The organism is Zhouia amylolytica (genome assembly GCF_900116365.1).
GTDB lineage: Bacteria > Bacteroidota > Bacteroidia > Flavobacteriales > Flavobacteriaceae > Zhouia > Zhouia amylolytica.
In genome coordinates, this window is record NZ_FPAG01000002.1 from 465693 (window position 1) to 482784 (window position 17092).

A 17092-nucleotide genomic window follows, 5' to 3' on the forward strand; every position below is an offset into this window, starting at 1 on the left:
TAAACGGGCAACGCTATTATTTTTTACCAATTAGTACTGTTTGGAAACCTGGGCCTGATTAACCTCTTTGGCTAATAATTGCAGAGCATCGTCTTCGGTAATCCGATCTAAGACTAAAAGGGTCTGTTGTTTAAAATTTTCGTGTTTTAAAAATAAACGCCACAGCGCATGGATAAAATCCGGAAAATTAAGGCCATCATTCCACTGAATCATATTACTATCGTAGGCTTTGTTCACCAGCATTTTGATGATGATTTGGGATTCCTGAATACGATCTTCAAGCGGTTTCATTACATTATTGAGCGTTTGGTTTGCAGAAGGTAAAATGTTTAATACAGTATCCAGTTGATCACTTTTCAACGGAACTTTACGGTCATAAGCAATTTGAGATGCCAGAATTTTACTTCGGTAAGAAGCCAGCTGAACATATTCGTTTATTTGGTTCTTTCTAAAAGTATCTTCCACATCCTTCAATAGTAAATATAAGGAATCTATGGCATTAATGTCTTGATTTTCAACTAATAATTTTATTTTTTTTAATCCAATCCTAAGCTTGTCGAGCTTCTGATGGATGTTTATAAAAGAGGAGGTAACCGGTATCATAGCTTTTTGAGTTTGTTCTACTGTAAAAATCGTACAATCTACCTTCTCATAAAAGGGGAAAAATCCTGATTGTCTTTGTAAGTTGTTCAGGATAAGAATTTTATTATATCTTAGTAGGAAACTAATAACCAAAAATAACATGAAAACATCTTTGCACAAGTACTTTGCATTGGCGGTATTGGCTGCTTTGGTTGTGACTGTATTTTCCTGTCAGCCACAGCAAAAGGAGGCAGCAATTACGGTCGATCTGAGCAACAAAAAACTGAAACCCGAACAAGCTAAAAAGATCAGTAAAAAGTTTGTGACTGACATTGAAAGCCTTTTTCAGGCTCAGGATTCCCTCGAATATTATAAGAGACTCCTTAAAGAAGTACAGTTAAAAGCAGAAGGAAAAGACCCTGCTAGAGAAGAAATGACTGAAATGGCCATGGCCAAAAATAAATTTAAACTTTCTGTTTCCAGTTGGTATTCGGTGGATGAACTTCAAAGTTATATCAATGAGTCCATTAAAAAGGCAGATACCCTGGGCTATAGTGTTGATGGTTTTAGAATATATATTGGAGTATTCCCCGATGAAGATCAATATGGTTCAAAAAAGAATACCCTTACAACGTTCATTACCCCAACAGGTGTAAGGAATGTTCAAAAAGGAAGCTTTATGATGTTACCACCACCTAGTTCGGATGATATCGAGGAAGTTGATCCGATCGAATACGGAGGACAAAGAGATCCACCTGATGCTCCATATGGATCATAATGCTTAAATTATTTTTTAATACATTAGTAAAGGGTTGGCTCAAAAACCAACCCTTTTAAGTATGATCATCAATGAGATTTTATTTAGGAAGGTAATCTATTTAAGTGAATTTTTCGCTTTTATAACGGCATTGGTTACCTATAGGTACTATAAACACACCCCAAACAAAATATTCTTATTCTTTCTGTCTTACGTCTTATTGACAGAGTTTTTATCTGAGTTAATAAGTTATTTCTGGAAATACCCTGACTCTGAGGTGTATTCTTTTTTAAAAAATATAATTCCTACCGTCTTTTTAAATACGGTACTTTGGCTGGGAGCTCTCTTTTCTATAATTTCATTTTATGTCTTTTTGATCTATTATCGTTACCTGATAAAGGATTTTAAGAAAAGAAAATTGATAGATGGTCTTGTGATTTTTTATACCATAGCAGTAGTATTGGATCATTTTTTTAATGCAGATGTGGTATTTAAAAAGTTTCTGGTTTATCACAAAATAGTTGGCGTATTATCAGTAATGATATGTGTCGGAATGTATATGAAAGTACTATTTAATAGTAATAAACTATTCAGCTTCTATAAATTATTGTCTTTTTGGATTTCTATAGGATTGCTTTTTTTCAATGTAATGACCATCCCTATATTTATTTTTTCAAAACAATTAGAGTTTTCCAATACCATTTACTTGTTTATCCTTTCTCTATCATGTTTAGTGATGTACGGGTCCTTTACTATTGGCTTTATCATTAACGCCAGGGAAGAAAGAAATCTACGCAAACAGGCTGTACGTTAACATTCTTAATTTTTATTCCTACCTTAGAAAAACGCCAATAGTAAACTAAGATGGGGTTTTATTTCTACTTTCATAAAACAATTTTTGTGATCGTTTTATTAACGGCCATCATAGCTGCCTTGGAATATAAAACCATAAAAAACACCCCGAGCAATGTGTTTCTTCCATTTATTTGGTTTGTATTTGTAATTGAGGTAGTCCGAATGATTCCTACACTAAATGAAGCTTTTCCCGATAGTCATTTTATAGAAATAATAAAAAGAATACTACCTCCGTCCATAACCGAAAGTGGTGTGGTGGTTGGGAGCGTGTACTCTATAATTTCATTTTACTTTTACCTCTATTACTTCAAACGGGTTATACCCAAAGGAACCTATACTAAAAGATGGTATGTTCTTTTTGCACTTTATACCGTATTCGTGCTTATTAGCTTATTTAACTACAACGATCTTTTTAAAAATTGGCTGCAACCCCATATGTATGCCGGCGTTTTTTGCACCCTGGCAGCAATTTTTGCCTATATGCAAAACCTGCTGAGAACTGATCTTATTCTCAATTTTAAAACCGCCTTCTCATTCTGGTTCACCATGGGCGTTCTGTTCTTTAATTTAATAACCATTCCCATTTTTATATTTGCTGAGCAATTCAACTTTTCACAACCTTTTTATATCATCGTTTTAGTACTATCCTGCTATGTAATGTATGGCTGTTTTATGGTAGGGTTGATCATTCAATCTGAACCTCACGAATAAATAACAGATTTTGTCAAAAAATACCCCGTAGAAAATTTAAACTAACAGTTTGAGCTATGAAAATTTTCTGTAGATTTGTTACGTATCTAATATAAATACCAGAAAATGACTCAGAAACCTAAAAAATGCATTACTAAAGATAATGCGAAAAAGCTTCAAAAAAATTACGTAGATAAAATTGAAAAAATTCTGAAAAAAGAGTTGGGTAAGCAGGAAGCCAGAGACTTTTGGTGGTCTGTTGAGGAGGTGGAAGAGTATATAGCCTATGTAAAAGCGGAGGCTGCTAAAAAAGGCTACGAAAACCTGGGGCTTCGTTTCTTTATGGGGAAATACGATGATGGTACCAAAGATGGACAAACTACTATGTTTATGGCTCCTACGAAAAGAACGGATTCAGTTTCTCTAAAATCCACTGAGCCTGGTACTGGAGAAGATGAAACTATAGAGGATATTGATCCGTATAATGATGGGTATGGGAAGATTCCTCCAACAGATTATTAAAATTGAATAATTGTTTTCAAATCCCTTTATTTTATTAATAACCTTATTGCAGATTTCGGCAGCGGTTTTGAGTGTAATTAATTACAAATTACAGCGTTCAAAATCTAATAAGCTGCTTGCTGTATTTTTATGGGTAGTGGTAATAATTGAATTATTAGCCATGATTCCTTATTACTTTTACTATTACCCTGAATTACATGTTTTTAAGTTATTATTGACAATAATAGATCAAAGGATATTGAAAAGCCCTATATGGCTGTTTAATGTTTTTAAACCTTTGTGGTATATGTTTTATCTTACCTATATCATTTTATTGATAAGTAAAATTAGGTTAAAATCTTGGGTTAGGTTATTATTAATAATTTTCACTATAATTTCATTACTTGAAATTGTAATGAAATGGAATCTACTTTTAAAAGAATGGCTCCCAATAACAAGGATTGTTGGAGCTATGCTTTTCTTTATCGCAGCCACTATGTATTATTTGGAAGTGCTGAATAGTAAAATAATACTGAATTTTCATAAAAAAATAGACTTTTGGGTGATTACTTCAGCATTGCTATATAACCTTTCTACTGTTCCCATATTTATATTTTCCAATCAATTGAACTTTTCACATCCGATTTATGATAATATTCTTCTTTTTTCAAACATAACCATTTATGGCTCATTGATCGTTGGCTTTCTTATCAACGCCAGGGTTCAAAAAGGGGAAAAAGCCCCTCTAAGCTAATTTATTCCCTTGCGTTTTCTTTAGTAACTTTAAAAATGTATAAGTTTATAGTATAAATATTCCAGATTGTAGCTTTTAATGGAAAACCAAAAAGAAATCATTAGCCTCATTATCTATGTGAGTGTACTTATAGTTATTGTAATTGTTTTTGTAGTCTCTTTTTTTCTGGCCTATCAAAAACGTAAAACACAACTACTCATTGAAAAAGCAGAGCAAAAACGCTATTTCGATGAAGAATTAGCCCGTGCTCAAACCGAAATTCAAGAACAGGCTTTTAAAAACCTAAGCTGGGAATTACACGATAACATAGGCCAATTGTTATCAGTGGCGAAAATGCAAATGAATATGCTACAGGCAGATATCCCGGAAGACAAACAAAAGGCATTTGGTGAGGCTTCCAATGTATTGGGTGAGGGACTTAAAGAGCTTCGTCAGCTTTCGAGAACCCTAAATACTGATTATATTAGTAAGATAGGGCTGTTGGAGTCCCTGGAGACTGAAATCAAACGCTTTAAACGCCTCAACTTTCTTAAAATTGACTTTGATATCAAAGGAGATGAGGTTAAGATTAATAAGAAAGATGAAATCATTATTTTTAGAATATTCCAGGAATGCTTTTCTAATGTAGTGAAATATTCCAAAGCTTCTTTGCTAACCATCGTGGTGGAATACCTGCCTGATCATCTGAAAGTGACTGCCGTTGATAATGGTATCGGATTTGATCTGAAAAATGTAAAAGAAGGGGCCGGACTTACCAATATGAAACGCAGATCTGAATTAATAGGGGCTACGCTAAACATAGAAGCAGAAGAAAATAAAGGAGTTTCCGTAACCTTAACGTATCCATACGAACAAAAACTAAATAAAACCGCATAACGTCATGAAAAAGTACTCCATAGCCATAGTCGACGATCACTTACTATTTGCGCAATCATTACAAACATTGGTTTCGTCCTTTGATAATTATGAGGTTATTTTTCACGCCGCTAACGGAAAGGATTTTATAGAGGTGCTCAATTCGAATGGACATGTTCCTGATATTGTTTTATTGGATATTAATATGCCTATTATGGATGGCGTGGAAACCATGGGGTGGCTTAAGGAAAACATGCCCGAGCTAAAAGTGATAGCCCTCTCTATGGATGATACGGAAGACACGATTATTAAAATGCTTCGATTTGGAGCAAAGGGCTACCTGCTAAAGGATATTCACCCAAATATCTTTAAACAAGCTTTGTCAGATGTGGTAGAAAAAGGATTTTACTTTTCAGATCGAATTACAAACACCTTGCTGGACACCCTCGACAAGAAAGAATCAGAGAAAGATCAGATCTATCTAAAAGACAGAGAAGTGGAGTTTCTAAAGTATGCATGCTCCGAAATGACTTATAAAGAAATTGCAAACGAAATGTGTCTCTCTCCAAAAACCATTGATGGTTACAGAGAAAGCTTATTTGAAAAATTACAGGTAAAAAGCCGTATAGGTCTGGTCTTGTATGCTATAAAACATGAGCTTATAGAAATGAATGATGAATAGAAGTTATAAATCGATTTCCGCTATCGTGCGTGCTCAACTTCTCAGAATGAATACCAGAATTATTCACACCAAATAGTTTCCTATACCCATTCGGGATATCTTTAATTGGCGTTGCAATAAATCGAGATCTGGTATTTGAATCTTATTAAAAGGTAAAATCAGCCTGCTTTTATAGATCAATAAAGCTATTTTAAAGTATATCTTAAATGCTCTAGGCCCGGTGCTAAAGTATAGATACAGTATAGATAGAGTATGGTTAAAGTATGGTTTATATAGTTATTTGGCATTGCAGCATAAGTGCAGGAATAGAACACGTACTTTTATTGGTGAATCGCTTACCAAGTTTCCTGAAAACCTTAATATTTTGAAAAAAAATCAAAAGATACTTTTTTTACCAAATAATTATAGATAATATTGCAGGGTAAATGAAAAGAAATCTAATTAATATCATCGCTGTTGTCATTATTGTGATTATTTCACAATGATAAGGGGATGGTATATCAATAATATTTAAAAGCCTTCCCCGAACGGAAGGCTTTTTTTATAGACTATATTAAATGAAATTACAAAACGTCATTATTAACATTATCGTCATTATTATCATTCCATGGTGAACTGATACAGATGCTTTATGTTAATAATCAAAAAGACCTGTATCGACCAACCGATACAGGTCTTTTTAGTTAAAACAAATTTTTAAAGTTGAATATGATAAAAAATAACACATAAATAACTGTAAATCAATAACTTAAACTAATGTAAATGCATTTGAGTTTGAATGCTTAAACCAGAATAAAAAGAAAGAGAGTATTAATTCAAATAATTTAGCTGTTTAATAAGAATATTATAAGTAAAATGTTAAATAAGTATAGTAAGCAAGTTACACAAGATCCGTCATTGCCAGCAGCACAGGCAATGTTACATGCAATCGGACTTACCGATGAAGATTTACAAAAACCTTTAATAGGGATTGCAAGTACAGGTTATGAAGGTAACCCTTGTAATATGCACCTTAATGATTTAGCCTTACATGTTAAGAAAGGAACGGAAAATGCCGGTCTGGTTGGGTTGATCTTCAATACCATCGGGGTAAGTGATGGTATCTCAAACGGAACACCTGGGATGCGTTTCTCTTTACCATCAAGAGACATTATTGCTGATTCAATGGAAACAGTAGTAGAGGCAATGAGTTATGATGGGATGGTAACTGTTGTAGGTTGCGATAAGAATATGCCCGGCGCCTTAATGGCGATGTTGCGTTTAAACAGACCTTCAGTGTTGGTGTATGGGGGTACAATCGCTTCGGGTTGTCATAACGGAAAGAAATTAGATATCATATCAGCCTTCGAAGCCTATGGACAGAAAGTTGCAGGAACGATAGATGAGGAAGAATATAAAGAGGTGGTTCATAAAGCTTGCCCTGGAGCAGGAGCATGTGGAGGAATGTACACCGCAAATACCATGGCCTCTGCCATAGAAGCCTTGGGGATGTCGTTACCATTTAACTCTTCTAACCCAGCCGTTAGTAGTGGAAACATTAAAGAGCAAGAATCGGTTAAAGCAGGAGAAGCACTTCGATTACTATTGGAAAAGGATATCAAACCTTTAGATATCGTTACTAAAAAATCACTTGAAAATGCATTCAGATTAGTAACTGTTTTAGGAGGTTCAACCAATGCCGTTCTTCACTTTTTAGCAATTGCAAAAGCAGCACAGGTTGATTTTACCCTAAAAGACTTTAAAGGTATTAGTGATAGCACTCCTTTGCTGGCCGACTTAAAGCCAAGTGGTAAATATTCTATGGAAGATCTACATGGAGTAGGAGGAATACCTGGTGTGTTAAAATACATGCTGGATAATGATATGCTACATGGTGATTGCCTTACGGTAACAGGAAAAACCCTCGCTGAAAACTTGAAAGATGTACCAAATCTAATAGACGGACAAGATATTATTAAGCCACTTAATGAACCGGTAAAAGATTCAGGTCACATTCGTATCCTTTTTGGAAACCTGGCCACAGAAGGAGCCGTAGCAAAGATTACCGGAAAAGAAGGCTTGTCTTTTAGAGGTACGGCAAATGTATTTGATGGTGAAGAAGCTGTAAATGAAGGTATCAAAACAGGACAAGTTAAAAAAGGAGATGTAGTGATCATCCGTTACGAAGGACCAAAAGGAGGACCAGGAATGCCGGAAATGTTAAAACCAACTTCGTCAATTATGGGAGCTGGATTAGGGAAAGATGTAGCCCTCATAACCGATGGTAGATTTTCTGGAGGTTCTCATGGTTTTGTGGTAGGACACGTTGCACCTGAAGCACAGGTGGGAGGTAATATAGCATTGGTTGAAAATGGAGATATTATCGCAATTGATGCCGTAAATAATACCATCAATATAGAGATTTCTGAGGAGGAGCTTCAAAAAAGAAGAGCCAATTGGAAAGCACCGGAATTGAAATTTAAGAAAGGAGTATTATATAAATATGCTAAAACTGTGTCATCGGCCTCTGAAGGATGCGTTACCGATGAATTTTAAACAGTTGCTTTAGAAGCTTAAACATAACTTTTGTTTAAGATGTATTAACTGGAGTATTATGGAAACAAAAACATTAACCAAAAAACAGGAAAAAAAGCAAACTACCATGAGGATAAGTGGTGCCGAAGCCGTTATACATTGTTTGTTGGCGGAAGGAGTAGACTTGGTTTATGGGTACCCGGGTGGTGCTATAATGCCAATTTATGATGAGTTGTACAAGTTTCAGGACAAACTACATCATGTTTTAACACGTCATGAACAAGGAGCAACCCATGCTGCTCAAGGCTATGCTCGAGTTTCTGGAAAAGTAGGAGTTGCTATGGCAACCTCTGGACCAGGAGCCACTAATTTAGTTACTGGTATAGCGGATGCTCAAATCGATTCTACCCCAATGGTATGTATCACAGGGCAGGTGGCAAGCCACCTTTTGGGTTCTGATGCCTTTCAGGAAACGGATATTGTTGGTATTTCAACGCCCGTGACCAAATGGAATCATCAGATTACAAAAGCTTCTGAAATTCCTGAAGTGATAGCCAAAGCTTTTTATATAGCTCGTTCTGGAAGACCAGGACCAGTATTAATCGATATTACCAAAAATGCTCAATTTGAAGAGTTTGATTTTAGTTACGAAAAATGTACTGGAATCAGAAGCTATAATGCGAAACCTGAAATTGATAAATCAAGTGTACAGCAAGCAGCTGAATTAATCAATAGTGCTAAAAAACCTTTTATTGTTTGGGGACAGGGAATAATCCTCGGACAAGCGGAAGAAGAGTTAAAACAGCTTATTGAAAAAGCAGGAATACCGGCAGCCTCAACTATTCTTGGATTATCAGCGCTAGACTCAGATCATGAATTGAATACTGGAATGGTAGGTATGCATGGTAATTACGGACCGAATGTATTAACGAATGAGTGTGATGTGTTAATTGCTTTGGGAATGCGTTTTGACGATCGTGTTACCGGCGACCTGAATACTTATGCTAAACAAGCCAAAGTTGTACATTTTGAAATCGACCCGGCTGAGATCGATAAGAATGTAAAAACAGATGTGGCCGTTTTAGGTGATGTGAAAGAATCGCTTCAAGAATTAATGCCTTTAATTAATAGTAATAAGCATGAGGCTTGGCATGAAGAGTTTAAAAAACGATATGCGGTTGAATTTGACAAGGTAATAAAGAACGATATTCATCCTGAAAAGGAAGGATTAACCATGGGGGAAGTAATTAACCAGGTTAATAGAGCTTCTAAACATGAAGCGGTTATTGTTACTGATGTAGGGCAACATCAAATGATAACCTGCCGTTATGCTAAATTCAATAAAACTAAAAGTAATATAACTTCAGGTGGTTTAGGAACCATGGGATTTGCCCTTCCTGCAGCTATTGGTGCTAAAATGGGAGATCCGGATCGTGAAGTTGTCGCTGTAATAGGTGATGGTGGTTATCAAATGACTATACAGGAATTGGGAACTATATTCCAGACGGGAGCTGCAGTAAAAATAGTAGTGTTGAATAATGATTTCTTAGGAATGGTTCGTCAATGGCAACAGTTGTTTTTCGATAGGAGATATGCTTCCACGGAAATGGTTAACCCTGACTTTGTGAAAATCGCTGAGGGATATCATATAAAGGCTAAAAGAGTTTCTAAAAGAGAAGATCTTGAAGCTGCAGTTCAAGAAATGATGGCCTCAAAAGAAGCATACTTTTTAGAAGTTAAAGTTGAAAAAGAAGATAATGTATTCCCGATGATTCCAACAGGTTCGTCGGTGGCAGATATCAGATTAAGTTAAGATCGTCATGGAAGAAAAACAATCATATACCATCTCTATTTATTCTGAGAATAATATAGGATTATTAAATAGAATATCAGGCATATTCTTAAAGCGTCATATCAATATAGAAAGCCTGAATGTTTCAGGTTCGGAAATAGAAAACGTATCGCGCTTTGTAATAGTGGTTAATACCACTGAATCTTGGGCTAGACGTGTTGTTGGACAAATTGAAAAACAAATAGAAGTAATCAAGGCATATTATCATACCGATGATGAAACTATTTTTCAGGAAACAGCACTGTTTAAAATTAAGTCTGATTTGTTATTTGACCAACGTCAAATTCAAAATATAATTAAAGAGAGTCATTCGGAAATCGTAACAGTATCTCGCGATTTCTTTGTGATCGCTAAAACAGGAAGACGACCGGAAATAGAAGCGTTATATGACGAATTAAGACCTTACGGTATTATGCAGTTTACGCGCTCCGGTAGAATTTCAGTATCCAAAGAACGAATGGATATATCAACAATGTTAAAAGAATTTCAATTAATCAATTAATAACCATTAAAATGGCAAATTATTTTAATTCAATTTCACTAAGAGAAAAACTATTACAATTAGGAACTTGTGAATTTTTAGATAAATCAGAATTTAACGAAGGAATCAAGGCGCTGGAAGGTAAAAAAGTAGTAATCGTTGGTAGCGGAGCTCAAGGTTTAAACCAAGGGCTGAACATGCGTGACAGTGGTTTGGATATTTCGTATGCATTGCGTGAAAGTGCAATAGCAGAAAAGCGTCAGTCATATAAAAATGCAGTAGATAATAATTTTGCAGTAGGAACCTATGAAGAAATGATCCCTACAGCTGATTTAGTTTGTAACCTTACACCAGATAAACAACATACCAATGTTGTTGAAGCTATAATGCCATTAATGAAAGAAGGAGCTACCTTGGCTTACTCTCACGGGTTTAACATTGTCGAGGAGGGAATGCAAATCCGTAAAGACCTTACAGTAATCATGGTAGCTCCAAAATGTCCTGGATCAGAAGTACGTGAAGAATATAAGCGTGGATTCGGTGTTCCAACATTAATAGCTGTGCACCCTGAGAATGATCCTCAAGATAAAGGATTTGAGCAGGCTAAAGCTTATGCATACGCAACAGGTGGCCATAGAGCCGGGGTATTGCGCTCTTCATTCGTTGCTGAAGTAAAATCGGATTTGATGGGAGAACAAACCATTCTTTGTGGGATGTTACAAACCGGTTCTGTTCTTTGTTTCGACAAAATGGTTGAAAATGGAATCGAACCTGGTTATGCTGCCAAATTAATGCAATATGGTTGGGAAGTGGTAACGGAAGCTCTTAAGCATGGTGGAATTACCAACATGATGGACAGACTTTCAAACCCAGCAAAGATTGAAGCATTCAGATTAGCTGAAGAACTGAAAGAAATTATGGCTCCATTATTCCATAAGCATATGGAAGATATTATGAGTGGTCATTTTTCTAAAACCATGATGGAAGACTGGGCTAATGACGATGTAAATCTTTTAACCTGGAGAGAAGCAACTGGAGAAACTGCTTTTGAGAAAACAGCAGCAACCACAGCGGAAATATCAGAACAAGAGTTTTTTGATAATGGAATTTTGATGATTGCAATGGTTAAAGCAGGAGTAGAATTGGCTTTTGAAACAATGACTGAAACAGGAATTATTGAAGAGTCAGCTTATTATGAGTCATTACACGAGTTGCCTTTAATTGCCAACTTGGTAGCGCGTAAGAAGCTTTACGAAATGAACCGTATTATCTCTGATACTGCTGAATATGGTTGTTATTTATTCGATCATGCTTGTCGTCCGCTTTTAACTGATTTCATGAAAACAGTTGATACCAATGTGATCGGTAAGCCATTCACTACATCAAATGCAGTTGACAATGTAGCTTTGATTGAGGTTAACGATGCGATCAGAAATCACCCAATCGAAGAGGTGGGAGCCTGGTTACGTCAATCAATGACAGATATGAAGAAAATAGTATCACTTTAATAATTTACCGTCACAGGTACTAAGGTGCTTGTGACGGTTTACACCCCTTATAATGCAAGTAAAAACAACATACAGACCGAAGTTAGAAGATGTAAAGAAAGCAGCAGCTACTCTTGGAGGAGTTGCAACGGTTACTCCTTTAATGAAGAACCTTACCTATTCTAAGCAATTTAATAATACAGTATTGCTTAAAAGAGAAGATCTTCAGGTGGTACGTTCGTATAAAATTCGTGGCGCCTATAATAAAATGAGTTCTTTGACCGAAGATGAAAAACAAAAAGGGATTGTATGTGCCTCTGCAGGAAACCATGCCCAGGGGGTTGCTTATTCTTGTAAAGAATTAAAGATTAAAGGGACTATTTATATGCCAACACCTACGCCAAAACAAAAAATTGAACAGGTTAAAATGTTTGGCGAAGATTATATAGATATCATTATTGAGGGAGACACCTTTGATGACTCTTATAAAGCCTCTATGAAGGCATGTAAAGAGCAGGGGAAAATTTTTGTGCACCCATTTGATGATGAAAAAGTAATAGAAGGACAAGCAACGGTTGGACTTGAAGTTTTAAACCAAACGTCGCGAAATATAGATTATATTTTTGTGCCTGTAGGTGGTGGAGGGCTGGCGTCAGGTCTTTCTACAGTGTTTAAAATGCTTTCGCCAGAGACGAAGATAATAGGAGTAGAACCGGAAGGAGCACCCTCAATGTCTACCTCTATTAAAAATAATGAGAATACAGAATTAGAGAAGATTGAAAAGTTTGTCGATGGTGCAGCAGTTCAAAAAGTTGGTGATCTAACCTTTGAAATATGCAGGCAACAGCTCGATGATGTAATTACTGTACCTGAAGGTAAAGTGTGTCAAACCATACTGGATTTGTATAATAAAGATGCCATCGTAGTCGAACCAGCAGGAGCACTGTCAATTGCTGCCTTAGATTATTTTAAAGATCAAATTCAAGGAAAAAATGTGGTTTGTTTGATTAGTGGAAGTAATAACGATATAACAAGAACTGCCGAAATAAAAGAACGTGCATTACTTTACGCGAATCTTAAACATTATTTTATTATTCGATTTCCACAGAGAGCAGGGGCTTTAAAAGAATTTGTTGCTGAAATATTAGGTCCAAATGACGATATTACTCATTTTGAATATTCAAAGAAGCATGCTAAAGAGAATGGCCCTGCTGTTGTCGGTATTGAATTAAAGGATGAGAAAGATCTCGAACCGCTTATTCAGCGAATGAAAGCTCATAACTTTTATGGAGACTATATCAATAATAAACCTGACTTGTTTCAATTTTTAGTATAAAATAACCTTTAAGTTAAATTAAAGTAGGTGATTTAATTTTAAAAATTATAATAATTAAATTTGATCACGATCTTAAACATAAATAAGACCTTACTTATTCAATTTAAGTGAGGTTTTCATTTTTATAAGAGCTTCTCTTTAGCAATACTAAGACTTTATAACACTTTTTAATCCTGTAATAAAGTAAGTATACCAAGATTTAAAAAGACCCATAACGTGTGTCTAAACTATACAAACTAAATGACAATTTATGAAAACACAAACAACCGAAATACCTGAAGAATTTCAGATTAAAAAACTGCTTAACCAAGATACTTACTTGGTTAATGGACAACTTAAGAAATGGGAAGGTGAATCAACACCCGTTTACTCAAGTATTCACACCATTAATAATGAAGGGATTTATGCACCTACATTATTAGGGTCAATACCATATATGTCAGAACCTGAAGCCGATGAAGCTTTGGAGGCTGCGTGTAATGCATTTGACAAGGGAAAAGGACTTTGGCCGACTATGAAGGTTGCAGACAGGATAGAATGCATGGAGCGTTTTGTCAAGCAAATGGAGAAACAACGGGATGTTGTGGTGAAATACCTTATGTGGGAAATTGGTAAGAACCTGCCTGATTCGCAAAAAGAATTTGATCGTACCGTTGAATATATTTATGACACCATTGAAGAATATAAGCAATTAGATAGAGATTGTGCTAAATTTCAAAAGCGTGATGGAGTTTATGCTCATATTCGCAGGGGACCACTGGGTGTTGTTTTATGTTTAGGACCATACAACTATCCACTTAATGAAACGTTTGCATTGTTGATACCCGCCATCATAATGGGTAATACAACAATATTTAAACCTGCTAAACATGGTGTATTATTGATTACACCACTTCTTGAAGCCTTTAAAAACAGCTTTCCTAAAGGTGTGGTTAATATTGTATTTGGTAGAGGCCGGGAAGTAGCAGCTCCGATAATGCAATCGGGAAGAATTGATGTTTTAGCGTTAATTGGGAATAGTAAGTCTGCTGTGGCACTTCAAGATCAACACCCGTTTAAAAACCGTTTGCGTTTAGTACTTGGTTTGGAAGCTAAAAATCCGGCAATCGTTCTTTCAGATGCTGATTTAGACCTTACCATTGATGAATGTATAGCAGGAACTCTTTCATTTAATGGACAGCGTTGTACAGCCTTAAAATTGGTTTATGTTCAGGAGGATATTGTAGCGGAGTTTAATAAACGCTTTTCAGAAAGAGTTGATGCATTAAAATTCGGAAATCCATGGGAAGATGGAGTTAAACTAACACCGCTTCCAGAGCCTGGAAAACCTGAGTATATCCAGGAACTAATAGATGATGCCATAGAAAAAGGAGCTAAAATATTAAATGAAAAAGGAGGGGAGACCACCGAAAATTACATTTTTCCGGCAGTACTTTATCCGGTAACCAAAGATATGCGTGTATATAAAGAAGAGCAATTCGGACCGGTTATTCCTGTAATTCCGTTTAAGAAAATCGAAGAGCCAATAGATGATATAGCCAGCTCTAATTATGGACAACAAGTGAGTCTTTTTGGAAAGGATATCAGAACCATCGCCCCATTAATTGATAATTTGGTGAATTTGGTTTGTAGAGTTAATCTGAATAGTTCGTGCCAACGAGGACCTGATGTATATCCGTTTACCGGTAGAAAAGATTCGGCAGTAAGCACACTCAGTGTTCATGATGCATTACGTTCCTTCTCTATAAGAACATTCGTGGCATCTAAGGATACGGTTTATAATAATAGAATTCTTGAAGACTTACTCGGGAGTAAAGCTTCAAATTTTGTGAGCACAGATTATATTTTGTAATATTGATCTATGCAAACCACAATTGTATCAGCAAATTGGCTTTATGATCACATGCAGGATCCAGACCTTGTGATCCTCGATGCTAGTCAAAGTGATAATGTTTCAGGACTTACTCCTCAATTCGAAGGGAAGTATATTCCAAATGCAAGGTTTTTTGACCTTAAGAAAGTATTTAGTGATCAGGAGAGCCATTTGCCGAATACAATACCCTCAGTACAGGCCTTTGAAGAAGGGGTGCGTAATTTGGGTGTTTCTAATCATAGCAAAATTGTGATTTATGATAATTTGGGGGTCTATTTTAGTCCCAGAGTCCGATTTTTGTTTAAAGTTATGGGACATCATAATGTGGCTGTTTTAGATGGAGGTTTATCTGCCTGGATTGCCGCAGGGTATGAAACAACGTTACAGCTGGATTCCGAAGCTTTTGAAGAAGGTGAATTCAAAGCCTCTTTCCTTAAAGAACTGGTGGTGAATGCAAAGGATGTTTTTCATAATTTAAATAGCCAACAAGACCTCGTAATCGATGTTAGGTCCTCTAAAAGGTTTGAAGGTTCAATTCCTGAGCCAAGACAAGGAATAAGAAGTGGTCACATACCTAAATCCTTAAATTTGCCTTTTAAAGAAGTTTTGCATGAGGGAAGATATAAGTTGCCTGAAGATATTCAAAAAGCTTTTAAACAAGCTGGAATTGTGTCAGATCAGCCATATGTTTTTACCTGTGGCTCTGGATTAACCGCATGTATTGTAATGTTGGCAAGTGAAATAGCCAATAAGAATCGTGTTAAAGTCTATGATGGATCATGGACAGAATGGGGTCAATCGGAGTATCCAATTGAAAAAGACTAAAGGATTTGAATTTTAAAATACATAAATATTAAGTTTTGTAATACTATTACAGGGCTTATTTTTCTATTATTTCTATAAGTTCAACAATTTCGGTTAGTTCTTCATCTTCATACTTTTCTTCTTTAATCAATCCAATGCCTGGAGCATAATATTTTAACTCATACTCATCGGGTTCTAGAAGGGTGAAGTCTTTAGTAACTATACAGTTTTCATAGGTGCCAATTTCAATAGTCACCGTTTCACCAATTGCAATTACTTCAGCTTGGTCTTCAGCTTCATCTTCATACCATTCTTGATAATATTTTTGACCTACAATGGGGTTCGCGGGTAGCCAATATCCCGCTAATGCATCATCAACACCAGACTCCCAGGATCCTTCATTATCTTCAAAATTACCTTCATCATCATAGTTAGAGGCTATCTCACCGAAATACCATAAATTACCATCATCGTCCTGAGCAAGCCAATCATCCGTATCTTCTATTAAGATATCATCAACATAAACTCGATCGTTTTGAATAATGCAAATAACTCCCATAACTTCCCTTGTAGAGGTTCTTCTTTCTAGTATAATTTCTTCTTCAGGTTCCATCCCGACTTCTCCACCTTCATAAATATAAATTTCGTTTGGAGGGGGGCCATAGAGGTTATTTGTTATACTGGTTGAATTGGAAAATGTGGCATTATTAACATCTGGAAGGTTATCAGGTAACTGTGAGGTCATATTTCCATTGTCATCATCATCATTGTCGCATCCATAGATCATGAAAGCACAAATAAAACAAAAGAGTGCATAAATAAAAGTTTTCATTTTCTTAGATTTTATTGGTTAGTATTATTAACGAATAAGCAATTCAGTAATGAAAAGGGTAAAGGCCAGAAAACTTAATTATTTGGGATAGAATAGAATCGAAATACGGGTAGTTTTAATGAATATATGGTTGTTTTTTAGGAGCCTTTGGAAATATATATAAAGGTACTAAAATTAAGAACCAATTGAAATGAGAATCTCAAAAGAAAACAGGCCTCCAATTGGAGACCTGTCTAA

General features: G+C 35.7%; 16 protein-coding genes. 14 read left to right on the plus strand and 2 right to left on the minus strand.

The window, feature by feature from the left end; translation table 11 throughout:
• Window positions 1-30: 30 nt before the first annotated feature.
• Window positions 31-744 (minus strand): hypothetical protein, encoded by a 714-nt coding sequence (locus tag BM361_RS04575; RefSeq protein ID WP_038264196.1) that lies wholly within the window; start codon window positions 742-744, stop codon window positions 31-33.
• Between BM361_RS04575 and BM361_RS04580 the strand changes: the two genes are divergently transcribed.
• The 14 genes from BM361_RS04580 (at window position 743) to BM361_RS04645 (ending at window position 16044) form a co-directional block, all read left to right on the plus strand.
• Window positions 743-1360: a hypothetical protein gene (locus BM361_RS04580; RefSeq protein ID WP_051413446.1), complete on the plus strand. Its 618-nt coding sequence runs from the start codon at window positions 743-745 to the stop codon at window positions 1358-1360. The genes BM361_RS04575 and BM361_RS04580 overlap by 2 nt on opposite strands.
• 61 nt (window positions 1361-1421) lie before the next feature.
• Window positions 1422-2153: a hypothetical protein gene (locus BM361_RS04585; protein WP_055725810.1), complete on the plus strand. Its 732-nt coding sequence runs from the start codon at window positions 1422-1424 to the stop codon at window positions 2151-2153.
• 86 nt (window positions 2154-2239) lie between these two features.
• Window positions 2240-2905 carry a hypothetical protein gene (locus BM361_RS04590; RefSeq protein WP_139226605.1) on the plus strand — a complete coding sequence of 222 codons (666 nt, stop codon included), beginning with the start codon at window positions 2240-2242 and terminating at the stop codon, window positions 2903-2905.
• 105 nt (window positions 2906-3010) lie between these two features.
• The gene (locus tag BM361_RS04595) at window positions 3011-3406 is read left to right on the plus strand and encodes a hypothetical protein (protein WP_074977246.1); all 396 of its coding nucleotides are present in this window, start codon (window positions 3011-3013) and stop codon (window positions 3404-3406) included.
• 394 nt (window positions 3407-3800) lie between these two features.
• On the plus strand, window positions 3801-4139 hold the full coding sequence (locus BM361_RS16850) for a hypothetical protein (protein WP_139226606.1): 339 nt from the start codon (window positions 3801-3803) through the stop codon (window positions 4137-4139).
• A gap of 78 nt (window positions 4140-4217) precedes the next feature.
• Complete coding sequence (locus tag BM361_RS04605; protein ID WP_074977250.1) at window positions 4218-5015, plus strand: sensor histidine kinase; 798 nt, start codon at window positions 4218-4220, stop codon at window positions 5013-5015.
• 4 nt (window positions 5016-5019) lie between these two features.
• Window positions 5020-5676, plus strand: coding sequence for a response regulator (locus BM361_RS04610; protein ID WP_038264185.1), 657 nt, complete (start codon window positions 5020-5022; stop codon window positions 5674-5676).
• An 855-nt stretch (window positions 5677-6531) separates the two neighbouring features.
• The gene (gene ilvD, locus BM361_RS04615; protein WP_074977252.1) at window positions 6532-8211 is read left to right on the plus strand and encodes a dihydroxy-acid dehydratase; all 1680 of its coding nucleotides are present in this window, start codon (window positions 6532-6534) and stop codon (window positions 8209-8211) included.
• Window positions 8212-8269: 58 nt separating this feature from the next.
• Window positions 8270-10003 carry a biosynthetic-type acetolactate synthase large subunit gene (gene ilvB, locus BM361_RS04620; RefSeq protein WP_074977255.1) on the plus strand — a complete coding sequence of 578 codons (1734 nt, stop codon included), beginning with the start codon at window positions 8270-8272 and terminating at the stop codon, window positions 10001-10003.
• A 7-nt stretch (window positions 10004-10010) separates the two neighbouring features.
• Window positions 10011-10544, plus strand: a complete 534-nt coding sequence (ilvN, locus tag BM361_RS04625; RefSeq protein WP_038264178.1) for an acetolactate synthase small subunit — start codon at window positions 10011-10013, stop codon at window positions 10542-10544.
• Window positions 10545-10555: 11 nt separating this feature from the next.
• Window positions 10556-12031, plus strand: a complete 1476-nt coding sequence (ilvC, locus tag BM361_RS04630) for a ketol-acid reductoisomerase (protein ID WP_038264175.1) — start codon at window positions 10556-10558, stop codon at window positions 12029-12031.
• Between the two features lie 52 nt (window positions 12032-12083).
• Window positions 12084-13346: a threonine ammonia-lyase IlvA gene (ilvA, locus tag BM361_RS04635; RefSeq protein WP_074977257.1), complete on the plus strand. Its 1263-nt coding sequence runs from the start codon at window positions 12084-12086 to the stop codon at window positions 13344-13346.
• A gap of 250 nt (window positions 13347-13596) precedes the next feature.
• Entirely contained in the window at window positions 13597-15198 is a 1602-nt protein-coding gene (locus BM361_RS04640; protein WP_074977259.1) for an NADP-dependent glyceraldehyde-3-phosphate dehydrogenase, read from the plus strand.
• Window positions 15199-15207: 9 nt separating this feature from the next.
• Window positions 15208-16044 carry a sulfurtransferase gene (locus BM361_RS04645; protein ID WP_074977262.1) on the plus strand — a complete coding sequence of 279 codons (837 nt, stop codon included), beginning with the start codon at window positions 15208-15210 and terminating at the stop codon, window positions 16042-16044.
• 55 nt (window positions 16045-16099) lie between these two features.
• Here BM361_RS04645 and BM361_RS04650 read toward each other — a convergent pair whose 3' ends face one another.
• On the minus strand, window positions 16100-16855 hold the full coding sequence (locus BM361_RS04650) for a hypothetical protein (protein WP_139226607.1): 756 nt from the start codon (window positions 16853-16855) through the stop codon (window positions 16100-16102).
• Window positions 16856-17092: the final 237 nt, after the last annotated feature.

Bases quoted from the DNA above. Each gene is read 5' to 3' on its own strand.
- BM361_RS04580 (WP_051413446.1), top strand. From the start codon at position 743: ATGAAAACATCTTTGCACAAGTACTTTGCATTGGCGGTATTGGCTGCT.
- BM361_RS04575 (WP_038264196.1), bottom strand. From the start codon at position 744: ATGTTATTTTTGGTTATTAGTTTCCTACTAAGATATAATAAAATTCTT.
- BM361_RS04585 (WP_055725810.1), top strand. From the start codon at position 1,422: ATGATCATCAATGAGATTTTATTTAGGAAGGTAATCTATTTAAGTGAA.
- BM361_RS04595 (WP_074977246.1), top strand. From the start codon at position 3,011: ATGACTCAGAAACCTAAAAAATGCATTACTAAAGATAATGCGAAAAAG.
- BM361_RS16850 (WP_139226606.1), top strand. From the start codon at position 3,801: ATGAAATGGAATCTACTTTTAAAAGAATGGCTCCCAATAACAAGGATT.
- BM361_RS04605 (WP_074977250.1), top strand. From the start codon at position 4,218: ATGGAAAACCAAAAAGAAATCATTAGCCTCATTATCTATGTGAGTGTA.
- BM361_RS04610 (WP_038264185.1), top strand. From the start codon at position 5,020: ATGAAAAAGTACTCCATAGCCATAGTCGACGATCACTTACTATTTGCG.
- ilvD (WP_074977252.1), top strand. From the start codon at position 6,532: ATGTTAAATAAGTATAGTAAGCAAGTTACACAAGATCCGTCATTGCCA.
- ilvB (WP_074977255.1), top strand. From the start codon at position 8,270: ATGGAAACAAAAACATTAACCAAAAAACAGGAAAAAAAGCAAACTACC.
- ilvN (WP_038264178.1), top strand. From the start codon at position 10,011: ATGGAAGAAAAACAATCATATACCATCTCTATTTATTCTGAGAATAAT.
- ilvC (WP_038264175.1), top strand. From the start codon at position 10,556: ATGGCAAATTATTTTAATTCAATTTCACTAAGAGAAAAACTATTACAA.
- ilvA (WP_074977257.1), top strand. From the start codon at position 12,084: ATGCAAGTAAAAACAACATACAGACCGAAGTTAGAAGATGTAAAGAAA.
- BM361_RS04640 (WP_074977259.1), top strand. From the start codon at position 13,597: ATGAAAACACAAACAACCGAAATACCTGAAGAATTTCAGATTAAAAAA.
- BM361_RS04645 (WP_074977262.1), top strand. From the start codon at position 15,208: ATGCAAACCACAATTGTATCAGCAAATTGGCTTTATGATCACATGCAG.
- BM361_RS04650 (WP_139226607.1), bottom strand. From the start codon at position 16,855: ATGAAAACTTTTATTTATGCACTCTTTTGTTTTATTTGTGCTTTCATG.